At 74.0% G+C, this 14,957-nt stretch carries 17 protein-coding genes; 8 read left to right on the top strand and 9 right to left on the bottom strand.

Annotated elements, in window-relative coordinates; genetic code table 11:
- Positions 1–3: 3 nt before the first annotated feature.
- From gabT to IEY96_RS00345, 4 genes are all read left to right on the top strand, one after another.
- On the top strand, positions 4–1,272 hold the full coding sequence (gabT, locus tag IEY96_RS00330) for a 4-aminobutyrate--2-oxoglutarate transaminase (RefSeq protein WP_189192791.1): 1,269 nt from the start codon (positions 4–6) through the stop codon (positions 1,270–1,272).
- Positions 1,273–1,439: 167 nt separating this feature from the next.
- Complete coding sequence (locus IEY96_RS00335) at positions 1,440–1,856, top strand: GntR family transcriptional regulator (protein ID WP_148431561.1); 417 nt, start codon at positions 1,440–1,442, stop codon at positions 1,854–1,856.
- Between the two features lie 11 nt (positions 1,857–1,867).
- Positions 1,868–2,755: an ABC transporter ATP-binding protein gene (locus IEY96_RS00340; RefSeq protein WP_189192792.1), complete on the top strand. Its 888-nt coding sequence runs from the start codon at positions 1,868–1,870 to the stop codon at positions 2,753–2,755.
- Complete coding sequence (locus IEY96_RS00345) at positions 2,752–3,741, top strand: ABC-2 membrane transporter-related protein (protein WP_189192793.1); 990 nt, start codon at positions 2,752–2,754, stop codon at positions 3,739–3,741. Before IEY96_RS00340 ends, IEY96_RS00345 begins: the two co-directional genes overlap by 4 nt.
- Before the next feature lie 47 nt (positions 3,742–3,788).
- On the opposite strand, the gene IEY96_RS00350 is transcribed toward IEY96_RS00345, so the two are convergent.
- The 7 genes from IEY96_RS00350 to IEY96_RS00380 all read right to left on the bottom strand — a co-directional run bounded on the left by IEY96_RS00350 (position 3,789) and on the right by IEY96_RS00380 (position 10,394).
- On the bottom strand, positions 3,789–4,475 hold the full coding sequence (locus tag IEY96_RS00350; RefSeq protein WP_189192794.1) for an RlpA-like double-psi beta-barrel domain-containing protein: 687 nt from the start codon (positions 4,473–4,475) through the stop codon (positions 3,789–3,791).
- An 81-nt stretch (positions 4,476–4,556) separates the two neighbouring features.
- Positions 4,557–5,192, bottom strand: a complete 636-nt coding sequence (locus IEY96_RS00355) for a M15 family metallopeptidase (RefSeq protein WP_189192795.1) — start codon at positions 5,190–5,192, stop codon at positions 4,557–4,559.
- Entirely contained in the window at positions 5,189–6,322 is a 1,134-nt protein-coding gene (locus IEY96_RS00360) for a D-alanine--D-alanine ligase family protein (protein WP_189192796.1), read from the bottom strand. The genes IEY96_RS00355 and IEY96_RS00360 overlap by 4 nt, the downstream gene beginning before the upstream one ends.
- Positions 6,319–7,536: a pyridoxal-phosphate dependent enzyme gene (locus IEY96_RS00365; protein ID WP_229791327.1), complete on the bottom strand. Its 1,218-nt coding sequence runs from the start codon at positions 7,534–7,536 to the stop codon at positions 6,319–6,321. Before IEY96_RS00365 ends, IEY96_RS00360 begins: the two co-directional genes overlap by 4 nt.
- A 101-nt stretch (positions 7,537–7,637) precedes the next feature.
- Positions 7,638–8,690 (bottom strand): sensor histidine kinase, encoded by a 1,053-nt coding sequence (locus tag IEY96_RS00370; RefSeq protein ID WP_189192797.1) that lies wholly within the window; start codon positions 8,688–8,690, stop codon positions 7,638–7,640.
- Positions 8,687–9,352: a response regulator transcription factor gene (locus tag IEY96_RS00375; protein WP_091260083.1), complete on the bottom strand. Its 666-nt coding sequence runs from the start codon at positions 9,350–9,352 to the stop codon at positions 8,687–8,689. The genes IEY96_RS00370 and IEY96_RS00375 overlap by 4 nt, the downstream gene beginning before the upstream one ends.
- A gap of 181 nt (positions 9,353–9,533) precedes the next feature.
- Positions 9,534–10,394, bottom strand: a complete 861-nt coding sequence (locus tag IEY96_RS00380) for an SCO6745 family protein (RefSeq protein WP_189192798.1) — start codon at positions 10,392–10,394, stop codon at positions 9,534–9,536.
- A 130-nt stretch (positions 10,395–10,524) separates the two neighbouring features.
- Here IEY96_RS00380 and IEY96_RS00385 point away from each other — a divergent pair, with 130 nt between their 5' ends.
- The 4 genes from IEY96_RS00385 (at position 10,525) to IEY96_RS00400 (ending at position 14,245) form a co-directional block, all read left to right on the top strand.
- On the top strand, positions 10,525–11,808 hold the full coding sequence (locus IEY96_RS00385; protein ID WP_189192799.1) for a GAF domain-containing protein: 1,284 nt from the start codon (positions 10,525–10,527) through the stop codon (positions 11,806–11,808).
- Between the two features lie 41 nt (positions 11,809–11,849).
- Complete coding sequence (gene adh / locus IEY96_RS00390; protein WP_189192800.1) at positions 11,850–13,355, top strand: aldehyde dehydrogenase; 1,506 nt, start codon at positions 11,850–11,852, stop codon at positions 13,353–13,355.
- Entirely contained in the window at positions 13,355–13,702 is a 348-nt protein-coding gene (locus IEY96_RS00395) for a DUF779 domain-containing protein (RefSeq protein WP_189192801.1), read from the top strand. The genes adh and IEY96_RS00395 overlap by 1 nt, the downstream gene beginning before the upstream one ends.
- Before the next feature lie 99 nt (positions 13,703–13,801).
- Positions 13,802–14,245: a hypothetical protein gene (locus tag IEY96_RS00400; protein WP_189192802.1), complete on the top strand. Its 444-nt coding sequence runs from the start codon at positions 13,802–13,804 to the stop codon at positions 14,243–14,245.
- Positions 14,246–14,248: 3 nt separating this feature from the next.
- Here the strand turns inward: IEY96_RS00400 and IEY96_RS00405 are convergent, their stop codons facing one another.
- Positions 14,249–14,560, bottom strand: coding sequence for a helix-turn-helix domain-containing protein (locus IEY96_RS00405; RefSeq protein WP_189192803.1), 312 nt, complete (start codon positions 14,558–14,560; stop codon positions 14,249–14,251).
- Complete coding sequence (locus IEY96_RS00410) at positions 14,557–14,949, bottom strand: type II toxin-antitoxin system RelE/ParE family toxin (protein WP_229791328.1); 393 nt, start codon at positions 14,947–14,949, stop codon at positions 14,557–14,559. Before IEY96_RS00410 ends, IEY96_RS00405 begins: the two co-directional genes overlap by 4 nt.
- Positions 14,950–14,957: the final 8 nt, after the last annotated feature.

The following is a 14,957-nucleotide window of genomic DNA, read 5'->3' on the forward strand; positions in this document are numbered from 1 at the left end:
GCCTTGTCGAGCGAGGAACTGCACAAGCGCCGCGGGGCGGCCGTCGCCCGGGGCGTCGGCAGCACGATCACCTCCTACGTCGACCACGCGGGCGGCGGGACGATCACCGACGTCGAGGGGCGGGAGTGGATCGACTTCGCGGCCGGCATCGCGGTCGCCAACGTGGGCAACTCCGCCCCGAGGGTGGTCGAGGCGGTGCGCGCGCAGGTCGAGCGCTTCACCCACACCTGCTTCATGGTGGCGCCCTACGAGTCGTACGTGGCGGTCTGCGAGCAGCTCAACGCGCTGACGCCGGGCGACTTCGAGAAGCGCTCGGCGCTGTTCAACTCGGGCGCCGAGGCGGTGGAGAACGCCGTGAAGATCGCCCGGCACGCCACCGGGCGGCCGGCCGTGGTGGTCTTCGACCACGCGTACCACGGCCGGACGAACCTGACCATGGCGCTGACCGCGAAGAACATGCCGTACAAGCACCGGTTCGGGCCGTTCGCCGGTGAGGTCTACCGGGTGCCGATGTCGTACCCGCTGCGCGACGGCGGCCTCGACGGGGCGGCCGCCGCGGCGCGGGCGATCGAGATGGTGGAGAAGCAGGTCGGCGCGGAGAACGTGGCGGCGCTGCTGATCGAGCCGATCCAGGGCGAGGGCGGTTTCGTGGTGCCGGCCGAGGGGTTCCTGCCGGCGCTGCGCGAGTGGGCGACCGCCGCCGGGGTGGTGTTCGTCGCCGACGAGATCCAGACCGGGTTCTGCCGGACCGGTGACTGGTTCGCCTGCCAGCACGAGGGTGTCGAGCCGGACCTGATCACGCTGGCGAAGGGCATCGCCGGCGGGCTGCCGCTCGCCGCGGTCACCGGCCGGGCGGAGCTGATGGACGCCGTGCACGTCGGTGGCCTCGGCGGGACGTACGGCGGCAACCCGATCGCCTGCGCGGCCGCGCTCGCGGCCATCGAGACGATGCACGAGCTGGACCTGGCCGCTGCCGCCCGGCGGATCGGCGCGGTCATGGTCGACCGGCTGCGCGCGATCGCCGCCCGCGACCCGCGCGTCGCCGAGGTACGCGGCCGCGGCGCGATGCTCGCCGTGGAGATCGTCCAGCCGGGCACGTTGACCCCGGACCCGGCCGCCACGGCGGCGATCTCGGCGGCCTGCCACGCGGCCGGCCTGCTCACCCTGACCTGCGGCACCTACGGCAACGTGCTGCGGTTCCTGCCCCCGCTCGTCATCTCCGACGACGAGCTGGCCCGCGGCCTGGACATCCTGGACGCCGCCTTCGGCTGACCGAGGCCAGCCCCCATCGTGGAACACCACGGGCGTCGATCCCCCCAGGTGCCGCCCGTGGTGTTCCACTCCCTTGTGTCCTGAGAACTCCCTGTGAAGGCCCCACCGCGGCGGAATCCTGTCCTATAGTCCTACTGTCGTAGGACAATAGAAGGGCAGGTTCCCGTGTGATCGAGTTCGTGTTGGACGCCCGGTCCAAGGTGAACACGTACGTGCAGCTGATCCAGCAGGTCAAACAGGCCCTCCGGGTGGGGCTGCTGACGCCCGGCGACCAGCTCCCCAAGGTCCGCGAGGTGGCGCAGGCGCTGGCCATCAACCCCAACACCGTGCTGAAGGCGTACCGGGAACTGGAGATCGAGGGTCTGGTCGAGGGCCGTCCCGGGGTCGGCACGTTCGTCCGCCGTACCCTCGGCGGTCCTCCCCTGGCCGACCAGGCCGAGCTGCGCGCGGAGCTGGTGGCCTGGCTGCGCCGCGCGCGGGCCGCCGGCCTCACCTCGGAAGACGTCACCGCCCTGGTCGAGACCACCCTGCGGGCGACGCTCGCCGCCGAGGCGGCCCGCACCCGGCCCGCCGCGGCCCGATGAGAGGACACCAGATGGAGATCGCGCTGGAGGCCGAGCAGCTCGGCAAGCGCTACGGGCGACGCTGGGCGTTGCAGGACTGCTCGTTCCAGCTGCCCGCCGGACGGATCGCCGGCCTGGTCGGCCCGAACGGCGCCGGCAAGAGCACCCTGCTGCACCTCGCCGTCGGCCTGCTCCGGCCGGACGCCGGCACGGTGCGGGTCTTCGACCGCACGCCCTACGACAACCCGGCGGTGCTGCCGGAGGTTGGGTTCGTCGCCCAGGACACCCCGCTCTACCGCGACTTCACCGCGGCCGAGCTGGTCCGCATCACCGGACGGATGAACAGCCGCTGGGACGGCGCGCTGGCTCGCGAGCGGCTCGCCCAGCTCGGCATCCCGCCGAAGCTGCCGGTCGGCCAGCTCTCCGGCGGGCAGCGCGCCCAGGTGGCCCTCGCGCTCGCCCTGGCCAAGCGGCCCCGGCTGCTGCTCCTGGACGAGCCGGTCGCCAGCCTCGACCCCCTCGCCCGCCGCGAGTTCCTCCAGTCGCTGATGGGCAGCGTCGCCGAGTCCGGGACGACGGTGCTGCTCTCCTCGCACCTGCTCGGCGACCTGGAGCGCGTCTGCGACCACCTCGTCGTCCTGAACGCCGCCCGGGTACGCCTCGTCGGCGCGGTCGAGGACCTGGTCGCCGGCCACCGGCAACTGGTCGGCCCCCGGCACCGGGGCGAACCGATCACCGGGGTCGAGGCGGTGGTCCGGGCCAGTCACACCGATCGCCAGTCGACGCTGCTGGCCCGGGTCGACGGGGTGGTCGACCCGGAGTGGACGGTGCACGACGTGACCCTGGAGGAGGTCATCCTGGCCTACCTCGGCGAGGGCGAGACCAGGGCCAGCCACACGGAATGGGAGGTGCCGGCATGATCGCGCTGGCCTGGCGGCAGCACCGCAGGCAGATGCTGTTCACCCTCATCGGGTTCGCGGTACTCGCCGCGCTGATGATCCCGATCGGCATCTCGATGCGCCACACGTTCACCGACCTCGGGCTCCCGGAGTGCGTCCGCGCACTGTCCCGCAGCGACGTGGCGCCGGCGACCGCGGACACCTGCGAGGGAGCGTTCCACCAGTTCACCAACCGGTACGGCAACCTGAACCTGGTCGCCGTCCTGCTGCTCGTGCTGCCGATGCTGGTCGGCCTGTTCTGGGGCGCGCCGCTGGTCGCCAGGGAGGTGGAGCAGGGCACCCACCGGTTCGCCTGGACCCAGGGCATCGGCCGGCGGCACTGGGCGATGGTGAAGTTCGGGCTGGTCGTCGCGGTGACGACCCTCGCCGCCGTCTGCTACGGGCTGGGCATGTCGTGGTGGGTCAGCCCACTGACCCAGGCCGCCCGCGAGGGCCGCCTCGGCTTCGTCGTCTTCGACCTCCAGGGCGTCGCCCCGATCGGCTACACCCTCTTCGCCGTGGCGCTCGGCATCTTCGCCGGCACCCTCGGGCGGCGGATGCTGCCGGCCATGACCATCACCCTCGTCGGTTACATCGGTGTCCGGGCCGCCGTCGAGGTCCTGGCCCGGCCGCACTACCAGCCCGCCCGCACCGCCGAGTTCCCCGTGGCCGGGGACGGCCGGGTGCCGATGAACCGCGGCGACTGGATCCTCTCCAGCGGCGTGCGGAACCCCGACGGGAAGATGGTGGCCCCCGACGCGCAGATCGTGTGCCCACCGGACGTCCAGGGGCCGGGTGGCCGTCCGTGCGGGGCCGAACTCGGCGTCCAGCCCGGCGCCTACAACTGGCAGCTCTACCAGCCCGGCGACCGGTTCTGGCTGTTCCAGGGCATCGAGACCGGCATCTTCATCGCCCTCGCCGCCGTCCTGCTCTACCTCGCCCTCCGCCGGATCCGCCGGCTCGCCTGAGGCACCTCGGCAGGGTGGGTGCGCGTCACCCACCCTGCCGTGCCGGATCAGCGCAGCCGCTCCACCACGTTGCGGCGGACGAGGTTCTTGCCCGGCTCCCGGATCAGGTCCATGGCCGCCGCGTTGAGCAGCACGCAACTCCCGGACGGCCCGGTGACCGTCACGGTCGCCACCTTGCCGTTGTCCAGGTTGGTCACCCGCAGCCGGGTGCCCACCGGGAACTGCCCGCTGGTGGCGGCCGGCGCGCCGCCCTCGGCCGAGAAGGTGATCGCCCCGGTGCAGACGCTGGCGGCGGGCGCGCCGCCGGGCTGGGCGTTGCCGGGCCGGGCCTCGCCGGCCGGGGCGCCGCCACCCGGCCGGGCCGCGCCGGTGGCCGGGGCGCCGCCGTCGAGGCGTTCGACCAGGTTGCGGCGGATCACGTTCTTGCCCGGCTCGCGGACCAGGTCCATGGCCGCCGCGTTGAGCAGCACGCAACTCCCGGACGGCCCGGTGACCGTCACGGTCGCCACCTTGCCGTTGTCCAGGTTGGTCACCCGCAGCCGGGTGCCCACCGGGAACTGCCCGCTGGTGGCGGCCGGCGCACCGCCCTCGGCCGAGAAGGTCACCGACCCCGCACAGGCCGACTGCCCGGCCGGGGCGGTCTCCGCGAAGCCCATCCCCGTACCCACCGCGACGACCACCGAGGCGGCCAGTGCCACGGTCGCCGCCAGCACGTGCTTGCGCTGCACCCTCACGTTGTCTCTCCCGTCGTCCGGTGATCTCGTTCGACGCCTGGTACGGACGGGAGCGCCGGACCGTTCAGCCGGTACGGCAGATCACAACGGACCGTAACGGGTGTGCGGCGCTCCGGTGAGCAGCGCCCAGTACCGGTCGCCGTAGGACCAGTGCCACCACTCGGTCGGGTAGTTCACCAGCCCCGCCCCGCTCAGCGCGGCCACCAGGACCTGCCGGTTCCGCCACGCGCTCACGGGGATGTGCCGGGCCGCCGTGAAGCAGGCGTCGGCGCTCTCCTCCGGGGTGGCGTCGAGCGCGGTGCCCATCGGCAACTCGAACCCGTCGGCGTCACACAGGGTGAGGTCGACCGCTCCGCCGGTGCTGTGCGGGGCCACCTCGACCGGCGAGACGAACTTGGTGGTCTCCCGGTGCAGCCGCTCCGCCGACCAGTCCGGGTAGCGCCGGCGCAGCTCGTCCCGGTAACCGGTGAAGATGTCGAGCTGCGCCCGGTACGGCCGGTACCCCTCGACGATCAGGAGGCGCAGGCCGGCCGGCAGCGCGCGCTGCGCGGCCAGCAGCCGCTCCGCGACCCCGCGCCGCACCCGGGCGTACGCCCCGGCGGGGTCGGCGGCCCGCGTGTCCAGCCGCAGCTCCGGCACCTCCCGCAGGTCGACCAGCGGATCGCCGTCGTCCCGGCTGGACACCGCCGCGACCCGGGGATCGGAGAGCAGGATCATGGCGCACCCCCGGGGCGTACGCCCGCCGGCCGGGCCGCGTGCCGGGCGAAGGCGAGCGCGACCAGCCGGTCCACCACCTCGGGGTAGTCGACGCCGGACTCGGCCCACACCTTCGGGTACATCGAGTGCGCCGTGAAGCCGGGCAGGGTGTTCAGCTCGTTGACGAACACCTCGCCGGTCGTCTCGTCGTAGAGGAAGTCGACCCGGGCCAGGCCCCAGCCGCCGATCGCCGTGAACGCCCGGACGGACAGGTCCCGGATCCGCTCGGTCACCTCGTCGGGCAGCGGCGCGGGGACGATCATGGGATCCGCGTCGCCGAAGTACTTCTGCCGGTAGTCGAACCAGCCGCCCGCGACCCGGACCTCGCCGACCGCCGACGCCTCCGGGCGCCAGCCGCCGAGCACCCCGCACTCCAGTTCCCGGCCGGTCACCCCCTGCTCGACCAGCACCACGTGGTCGTGCCGGAACGCCTCCTCGACCGCCGCCGCCAGGTCGTCCCCGTCCGCCACCCGGGAGATCCCGATGGAGGAGCCCATCCGGGCCGGCTTGACGAACAGCGGCCGGCGCAGCCCGACGACCAGCTTCTCCGGGTCCTCCGCGGCCCGCCAGGTCGGCGCGTCGAACCAGACGTGCGGGGTGGTCGGCACGCCCTCGGCCCGCAGCGCCCGTTTCATCGCCACCTTGTCCATGCCGACGGCGGAGGCGAGGATGCCGCACCCGACGTACGGCACCCCGAGCGATTCGAGCAGCCCCTGCACCACGCCGTCCTCCCCGTACGGGCCGTGCAGCACAGGGAAGACCACGTCCAGCTCGGCGTGCACCGTGCCGGGCGTGTCGGCGGCGGTGACCGCCACCGTTCCGGCGCGCGCCCCGGCGCGCAGCTCCACCGCGGGCCCGGTCACCGGCAGCCGGTCGTCGATGGCCCGGCCGGCGGCCACGCTCACCCGGCGTTCGGCCAGCACCGGTTCCGGCACCAGGCGCAGCGCGCCGGCGCGGGTGATCCCGAGCGCGACCACCGAGTGACCCCGCTCGGCCAGGGCCCGGGCCACGCCGAGCGCCGACGCGCAGGAGACCTCGTGCTCCGCCGACGGGCCACCGAACAGGACACCGATCCGAACCGCAGCGCTCACGCCGCCACCCCTTCCATCCGAGTCAGGTCGGCGACGGATCCGGTCGCCAACCGCGCGACCAGGTCCGCCTCGACATTGCCGCCGGTCAGCACCACGCCGACCGTTCGGTACCGCCCGGGCACTCCGCCGCCGGAGTCGCCCGGCCGGACCGCCAGCCGCGTGCCGCCGGGTTCGCCCGACAGGGCCGCCCCCCACAACCCGCCGTCGGGGCCGTCCCATCCGGTCACCAGCCGCAGCGCGCCGGCCAGCCCGGCCGCTCCGGACGGCTCGACGAGGACCTTCAGCTCCAGCAGGAGCAGCCGGAACGCCTCGGCGATCGCGTCGTCGTCGACCCGGACGACGCCCCGGACGACGTCGCGCGCCACCGCGAACGGCAGGTCGCCGACGCAGCCCGGGCGCAGCCCGTCGGCGATGGTGGGCGCCGGGTCGACCGGGGTGGGCCGGCCGGCGGCGAGGCTGCGGGCCAGCGAGTCGCAGCCGACCGGCTCGACCCCGTACACCTCGATGGGGGTGCCGGCGGCGGCCAGGCAGGCCCCCGCGACGCCGCCGCCCCCGCCCACCGGCACCACCAGCGCGTCCAGCGGGGTGCCGGCGCGTTCCGCCTCCTCGATCAGTTCCAGGCTGGCGCTGCCCTGCCCGGCCACCACGTCCGGGTGGTCGTACGCGTCGATCAGAGGGTGGCCGTCGGCGGCGGCGAACTGCCGGGCGGCGGCCAGCCGCTCCTCGACGGTGGTGCCGGCGAGGACCACCCGCGCCCCCGCCGCCCGGGCCCGGGCCACCTTGACCGGCGCGGCGTCGACCGGCAGCACCACGGTCGCGGCCAGCCCGTGCCGGCGGGCCGCCAGCGCCACCGCCACCGCGTGGTTGCCGGTGCTCTGGGCGACCACCCCGGTGTGGCCGGCCGCGGCGAGCCGGCCCACCGCCAGCATCGCGCCGCGCATCTTGTAGGAGCCCCCGGTCTGGAGGTTCTCCGCCTTCAGCAGGATCCGGGCGCCGGCCAGCCGGTCGATCGCCGGGCAGTTCAGCACGGGGGTACGCACCACCCGGCCGGACAGCCACCCGGCGGCCTCCTCGACGCGGGCCCGGTCCGGCAGGGCCGGGGCTTGACTGCGGGACATGGTCTCTCCTTCTCGGTCGTGGTCGGTCCCGGCGCGGCGCGGCAGGACGAACAGCCGGCCGGCCGGCGTCGCGGCCCGATCGGTACGGGTCGGCACGGCGGTCTCCTCTCCCGGCGTCGCACGCCGTCGGTCGTTCTCGGGCAGGGGGCATCGCGGGATGCCGCGAGGGCGGCTCCCGAGGGTCAGGAAGGGGTGGGTCAGCGCACGGCGGGTAGCTGGACGTCGACGCGCAGGCCGCCGTCCTCGCCGGGGCGGGCGGCGATGATGCCGTCGTGCGCCTGGGTGATCGAGCGGGCGATGGCCAGGCCGAGTCCGGCCCCGCCGCCCTGGTTGGTCCGGTCCCGGGCAAGGCGCCGGAAAGGTTCGAAGAGACCGGCGACCGCCTCACCCGGGACGGTCTGGCCGGTGTTGGTGACGGTCAGCGCCGGATCCCCGCCGACGGTGACGGTGAGCCGGCCGCCCGGCTGGTTGTACTTGATCCCGTTCTCCACCAGGTTGCCGACCAGGCGCTCCAGCAGCACCCGCTCGCCCGGCACGACCCGGGGCGCCAGCCGGGTCTCCACGGTCACCCCGGCCTCGGCCGCCCGGTCCGCGTACGCGGCCAGCACGGCGGTGACGATCTCGTCGAGGCGCTGCGGGGTGGAGGAGCGCAGGCCCTGGTCGCTCTCGCTGAGCGCGAGCAGGCCCTCGATGAGCCGCTCGTTGCGCTCGTTGGTGGCCAGCAGCTGGGCCGTGAGCAGGTCGAGCTGCTCGGCGGTGAGCGACTGGGCCATGCCGACCTCGATGAGCGTCCGCTGCACGGCCAGCGGCGTACGCAGCTCGTGCGAGGCGTTCGCGGCGAACCGCCGCTGCCCCTCGTAGCCCGCCGTGACCCGGTCCATCATGTCGTCGATGGCGCGGGAGAGCCGGGCCAGTTCGTCGCGGCCGCCCCGACGGATCCGGTGACCGAGGTTCTGCGGCCCGAGGTCGGTGATCGGGTCGGCGAGGTCGCGCACCGGGCGCAGGCACCAGCGGGCGGCCCCCCAGACCGCGAGCACGCCGGCCAGCAGGACCAGCAGCTCGATTAGCCCGGGCAGCACCGGGATGAGCGGGCGGACGGGCTCGCACACCACGCCGACCGTCTGCAGGTCGCAGAACTCCTGAGCCCGCCACCACACCTGGGCGAGCACCTCCTTGCCGAGGCCGGGCAGCCAGTAGCCGCCGAGCAGGGCGAGCACCCCGACCAGCAGGACCCGGCGGCGGGGACTCACGCCGGCTCGCCGATCCGGTAGCCGGCCTTCGGCACGGTGTGGATGACGGACGGCTGGCCGAGCTTCTTGCGCAGCGTCATCACGGTGACCCGGACGGCGTTGGTGAACGGGTCGGCAAACTCGTCCCACGCCTGTTCCAGCAGCTCCTCGGCGCTGACCACGCCGCCGCCGGCACGCATGAGCACGTGCAGGACGGCGAACTCCTTGGGGCTCAGGCCGAGCGGCCGCCCGTCCCGGGTGACCGTGTGCCGGGCCACGTCGAGCACCACCCCGTGCCGCTCCAGCACCGGCGGCACCGCCGGGGCGGACCGCCGGCCCAGCGCCTGCACCCGGGCCACCAGCTCGGCGAAGGCGAACGGCTTGGTCAGGTAGTCGTCGGCGCCCAGCCCGAGGCCGGCCACCCGGTCCCGGATGCCGGCGGCGGCGGTGAGCAGCAGCACCCGGGTGCCGGCGTCGGACCCGGCGAGGCTGCGGCACACCTCGTCGCCGGTGGCGCCGGGCATGTCCCGGTCCAGGACGGCCACGTCGTACCGGTTGACCCCGATCCGCTCCAGCGCGCCGTCGCCGTCGTAGCAGACGTCGACCGCCATCGAGAACCGACGCAGCCCCTCGGCGACCGTGTCCGCCAACAACCGCTCGTCGTCCGCCACCAGCACCCGCACCGCTACCCGCTCCCCGTGTTCCCCTGTCCGTCCCGCCTACGGTCCCAGTCAGGAGTTAAGGGTTCCGTAAGCGCCGCCGGAGCAATCCTCCACGCCGGCGGGCACCCGCAGCGCCCCGTCGCGCCGTCTGGGGCGTTCGTCCCGGACGGAGGGGCCAGCGGCGGCTGAGGAGTGAGCCGGATCACTGCGGGCGTCTGATCCCGAGGGTGCTCTGCGCCGGGAGCAGGCCGGAGGCCACCACCGCCCGGGTGAGCGGGGCGACGAGCTGGGCGAACCGGCCGACCGCCGGCCCGAGCGCCCGCCACGGCGCGGCGGCCAGCTCGTCGGTCCGCCGCTCCACCTCGTCGCGGAGCCGGCGGCCGTCCTCGGTGGCCACCCCGTCGCCGTCGACCAGGCCCCGGGCGGCGAGCCGGTCCCGGGCGGCGGCCCATTCCTCGGCGGTCCACCGGCGGCTGGCGAAGACCTCGACCGGGGCGGCGCCGACCGCCGCGAACGAGACCAGCGACTCGGTCGGGTCCAGCCCGGCGGTGCGCAGCGCCGCCACGTGCCCGTCGCCGCGGTGCTCGCGCAGGATCGTGGCCGCCTGCCAGAGCGCCAGGTGCGGCGCGTCCGGCCAGGGCAGGTCGGCGTTGGCGGCAGCCAGCGGGCGGCCGGCCAGGTCGGCGGCGCGCACCGCGCGGCGCGCCAGGGCGGCGGCCTCGGCCAGCTCGGCCGACTCGACCCGGTCGCCGAGCAGGGCGCGCAGCGCCCGGTCCACCCCGGACAGCCGGGCGGCGAGCACCTTGGCCGGGTCGGCGGTGGCCCAGACGGCCGGCACGTACTCGGCGACCATCCGGGGGTTGAAGCTGTAGTAGGTGGCGGCGACCAGGTTCGGGCCCGCCGCGCCGAGGGGGGCGCTGCGCAGCGCGAAGTAGCCGGGCCAGCGCTCGTTGGTGGGCAGGCCGAGCGCGGCGGCCTCCTCGGTCAGCTCCGGCGCGTAGTAGACCAGCGCGTGCACGGGCTCGATCAGCTGCCACATCGTCCGGACCATCGCCAGTTCCATCTCGACCTCCCCGATCACATCTTGTCGGTGTCAAGTTTGCGGACGGCAGTGGAACTTGTCAATGACAAGTTCGCTGGCGGCTTGGCGATCGGCGGTGAGCTGGGTCACGATGGGCGCGAGGAGGTCGCCGATGGCTGACCCGTGGCTCGCCCTGGAATTCGGCGCCGATCCGGCGGAGCGGATCGCGCAGGTCGGCGCCGCGCACGAAGCGTTCCTCACCGCCGGCACCACCACCGGCCGGGTCCGCGACGTGGTTCGCCGGTCGTGGGAGCGGTCGGCGCTGCTCGACCCCGAGGCCACCGCCCCGGTCGACCTCACCGACGGCGCGCTGGCGAGCTACCGGGCCGCCCACCCGCTGGCCCGCGTGCTGCCCCTCTTCCGCGACCTGCTCGGCGGCATCGCGCAGGACGGCGCGCACCTCATGGCGGTCTGCGACGCCGACGGGCGACTGCTCTGGGTGGAGGGGCACCCGGGGGTCCTCCGGCACGCCGAGCGGATGAACTTCGTGCCCGGCGCCCGCTGGGACGAGGCCCACGCCGGCACCAACGCGCCCGGCACCGCCCTGGCCGTCGACCACAGCGTGCAGATCTTCGCCACCGAGCACTTCGTCCGGCCGGTGCAGCGCTGGACCTGCGCCGCCGCCCCGATCCACGACCCGGCCAGCGGCCGGCTGCTCGGCGCCGTCGACATCACCGGCGGGGACCACCTGGCCACCCCGCAGAGCCTGGCCCTGGTCCGGGCCACCGCCCGGGCCGCCGAGGCGTTCCTGGCCGGCGCCGCCCCCGCCGAACCCGACGTGCTGCACGTCGCCGCCCTCGGCCGGGACGAGGCGGAGCTGCGCGTGGCCGGCCGCCGGATCCGGCTCGGTCGCCGGCACAGCGAGCTGCTGGTGCTGCTCCTCGACCACCCCGAGGGACGCACCGGGGAACAGCTCGGCCTCGACCTCTACGGCGACGACCGGCTGCACCCGGTCACCCTGCGGGCCGAACTGTCCCGGCTGCGCCGGGCGCTCGGCGAGGAACTGCTCGACTCCCGCCCGTACCGGCTCCGGCCGACCGTCCGCGCGGACTTCCGTACCGTCACCGAACTGCTGGAGCACGGCGATCCGGCGGGGGCGCTGCGCGCGTACCCCGGGCCCCTGCTGCCCGGGTCGGACGCGCCGGGAGTGGCGCGACTGCGCCGGCTGGTCGACGGCCAGCTCCGCGCGGCCGTGCTGGCCGCCGCGGACCCGGCGCTGCTCACGGCCTGGACCGCCACGCCGGCGGGCGCCGACGACCTCACCGCCTGGCAGGCCCTGGCACGGGCGTTGCCGCCGGGCGCGCCGCGCCGGCCGCTCGCCCTGGCCCGGGCCCGGCAGCTCGCCGAGGAGTACGACCTGCCGCGCGCAACGTTGCTGCAACGTCGCGGAAACTAACGTCCCCCGCCATCCACCCCTGACGGACGGCGGAGGTACCCATGACGCGCTACGACGCCCCCACCCACTGGCAGTCCCGCTACGACCACTTCATCGGCGGCGAGTACGTGAAGCCGCACGGCGGCCGGTACTTCGAGAACCCCACCCCGGTGACCGGGCAGACCTTCTGCGAGGTGGCCCGGGGCACCGCCGAGGACGTGGAGAAGGCCCTCGACGCCGCGCACGGCGCCGCCGACGCCTGGGGCCGCACCTCGGTCGCCGAACGGTCGCTGATCCTCAACAAGATCGCCGACCGGATGCAGGACAACCTGGAATCCCTCGCCATCGCCGAGACCTGGGAGAACGGCAAGCCGGTACGCGAGACCCTGGCCGCCGACATCCCCCTCGCCATCGACCACTTCCGCTACTTCGCCGGGGCGATCCGGGCCCAGGAGGGCTCGCTCGGCGAGATCGACGACGACACCGTGGCGTACCACTTCCACGAGCCGCTCGGCGTGGTCGGGCAGATCATCCCGTGGAACTTCCCGATCCTCATGGCGGTCTGGAAGCTCGCCCCGGCGCTCGCCGCCGGCAACGCCGTGGTGCTCAAGCCGGCCGAGCAGACCCCGGCCTCGATCCACTACCTGCTCTCGCTCGTCGCCGACCTGCTCCCGCCGGGCGTCGTCAACGTGGTCAACGGCTTCGGCGTCGAGGCGGGCAAGCCCCTCGCCTCCTCGCCCCGGGTCGCGAAGGTGGCGTTCACCGGCGAGACCACCACCGGGCGGCTGATCATGCAGTACGCCAGCGAGAACATCAAACCCGTCACCCTGGAGCTGGGCGGCAAGAGCCCGAACATCTTCTTCGACGACGTCAGCGCCGCTTCTGACGACTTCCGGGACAAAGCCCTCGAAGGCTTCACCATGTTCGCGCTCAACCAGGGCGAGGTCTGCACCTGCCCGTCCCGGGCGCTGATCCAGCAGGGCCACTACTCCGACTTCCTGGCCGCCGCCGTCGCCCGGACACAGCAGGTCAAGCAGGGGCACCCGCTGGACACCGACACGATGATCGGGGCGCAGGCCTCCAACGACCAGCTGGAGAAGATCCTGTCCTACCTGGACATCGGCCGGCAGGAGGGCGCTCGCGTCCTCACCGGCGGTGCCCGGGCGGACCTCGGCGGCGAGTTGTCCGGCGGCTACTACGTCGAGCCGACGATCTTCGAGGGCGACAACTCGATGCGGATCTTCCAGGAGGAGATCTTCGGTCCGGTGGTCTCGGTGACCTCCTTCGCCGACCTCGACGACGCCGTGAAGATCGCCAACGACACCCTGTACGGACTCGGGGCCGGCGTGTGGACCCGGGACATGAACACCGCGTACCGGGCCGGGCGGGCCATCCAGGCCGGCCGGGTCTGGACCAACTGCTACCACGCCTACCCGGCGCACGCCGCGTTCGGCGGCTACAAGCAGTCCGGCATCGGCCGGGAGAACCACAAGATGATGCTGGAGCACTACCAGCAGACCAAGAACCTGCTGGTCAGCTACTCCCCCCAGAAGCTGGGCTTCTTCTGATGGGTGACCCCGTCACGCTGACGCCCGCGGCGGCCGGACTGATCCGGTCGCTGCGGGCGGCCCACGGCCCGCTCATGTTCCACCAGTCCGGCGGCTGCTGCGACGGCAGCGCCCCGATGTGCTACCCGGCCGGCGAGTTCCGCACCGGCGGCTCGGACGTCCTGCTCGCCTCGCTGGCGGTCGAGGGCGTGCCCGAGCCGGTCGAGTTCTGGATGTCCACCGCCCAGTGGAACCTGTGGAAACACACCCGGCTCACGGTCGACGTGGTGCCCGGCCGGGGCAGCGGCTTCTCCCTGGAGGCACCCGAAGGCGTCCGCTTCCTCATCCGCTCCCACCTCGCCCCCTGACTGTCCGAGATCTTCCAGCTCGCTGGCGCCGCGCCGGTGGGATGCTGACGCCGGTCCACATCGGAGCAGCATCCCACCACCGCAGACAGGAGTCCGCGCATGCGCCCGGTCAGACACCCCGTGCTCGCCGGTGGCCTCGCCACGCTCGCCACCGCCGCCACTCTCGGCCTCGCGCCGGGCGCCGCCGTCGCCGCACCGGCCCCGAAGATCTCCGTCAACTGGTTCGGCACCGCCGACGTCCGCGCGCACACCGCCACCATCGGCGGCCGGTACGACTGCGGCGCCGAGCGGGGCCTCGCGTACATCGAGGTCCACCTCGGCCAGCGCGTCCGCCGCGGCTCGGTCACCGGCTTCGGGTTCGGAGTGATCGGGGCGTGCACCGACGACCGGACCGCGGGCACGTGGACGGCGACCATCCCGGCCGACAGCGGCGCCTTCCGCTACGGGCCCGCCACGGCCACCGCGCGCCTCGTCGTCGAGCCCAACTCGCTCACCGAGACCACCGAACCGCTCCGCCTCGTCCCGCGCTGCCCCCGACGCTGAGGGTCAGGCGATCTGACGGAGATCGTCCCCGTAGTCGAAGATGATGCGCAGCTTCGCGCCGAGGGCGTTCGCGTAGCGGCTCAGGGTCGCCACCTCGTTCACGTCGAGGTCGCCGTTCTCGATCTGGCTGACCCGGCCCGGCGTGACCCCCATGAGCTCGGCGACCTGTCGCTGGGTGAGCCCCAGCCGCTTGCGCTCCTCGGCCAGGTGGAAGGCGCTCACCCAGGCCTCGGTCCGGGCCCGCTCCGCCTCGTAGGCCGCGTCGTCGCCGCCGAGTTCGGCACGGACCTCGTCCCAGTCGTAGAACTCCGTCACGACTCCCCCCTTCGCTCGCGCTCATTGTCGAGCCAAGCTTTGTACGCAACCTCCGCCATCGGGATGTTCTGCTGATACCAGCGACTCCAGTTGCCCGCCTTGTTGCCCGCGACCAGGAGCACCGCCTGCGACCACGGGTCGAAGGCGAACAACACCCGGATCGCCACGTCGCGGCCTGATCGAGGGCGAAGTTCCTTGAGGTTGCTGATGCTGCTGCCGCGGAGCGTGTCCACCAGGGGCCGACCCAGACCGGGGCCGACCTCGGCCAACTTGTCCACGGCGACCCGAACACTCTCGTACGACGCGGGATCGTTCCGCCGCAGCTCACGCAGCCAGTGGCGGACCTCGCCCGTGACCCGCACCGACCACCGACCCCCGTCAGCGCCCACGAACCAAC

Origin of the sequence: Micromonospora fulviviridis, assembly GCF_014648395.1 — a bacterium.
Taxonomy (GTDB): domain Bacteria; phylum Actinomycetota; class Actinomycetes; order Mycobacteriales; family Micromonosporaceae; genus Micromonospora; species Micromonospora fulviviridis.

What these genes read in the sequence shown, in the direction of transcription:
- IEY96_RS00340 (WP_189192792.1), top strand. Translation starts at nt 1,868, where the DNA reads ATGGAGATCGCGCTGGAGGCCGAGCAGCTCGGCAAGCGCTACGGGCGA.
- IEY96_RS00345 (WP_189192793.1), top strand. Translation starts at nt 2,752, where the DNA reads ATGATCGCGCTGGCCTGGCGGCAGCACCGCAGGCAGATGCTGTTCACC.
- IEY96_RS00355 (WP_189192795.1), bottom strand. Translation starts at nt 5,192, where the DNA reads ATGATCCTGCTCTCCGATCCCCGGGTCGCGGCGGTGTCCAGCCGGGAC.
- IEY96_RS00380 (WP_189192798.1), bottom strand. Translation starts at nt 10,394, where the DNA reads ATGGAACTGGCGATGGTCCGGACGATGTGGCAGCTGATCGAGCCCGTG.
- IEY96_RS00385 (WP_189192799.1), top strand. Translation starts at nt 10,525, where the DNA reads ATGGCTGACCCGTGGCTCGCCCTGGAATTCGGCGCCGATCCGGCGGAG.
- adh (WP_189192800.1), top strand. Translation starts at nt 11,850, where the DNA reads ATGACGCGCTACGACGCCCCCACCCACTGGCAGTCCCGCTACGACCAC.
- IEY96_RS00395 (WP_189192801.1), top strand. Translation starts at nt 13,355, where the DNA reads ATGGGTGACCCCGTCACGCTGACGCCCGCGGCGGCCGGACTGATCCGG.
- IEY96_RS00400 (WP_189192802.1), top strand. Translation starts at nt 13,802, where the DNA reads ATGCGCCCGGTCAGACACCCCGTGCTCGCCGGTGGCCTCGCCACGCTC.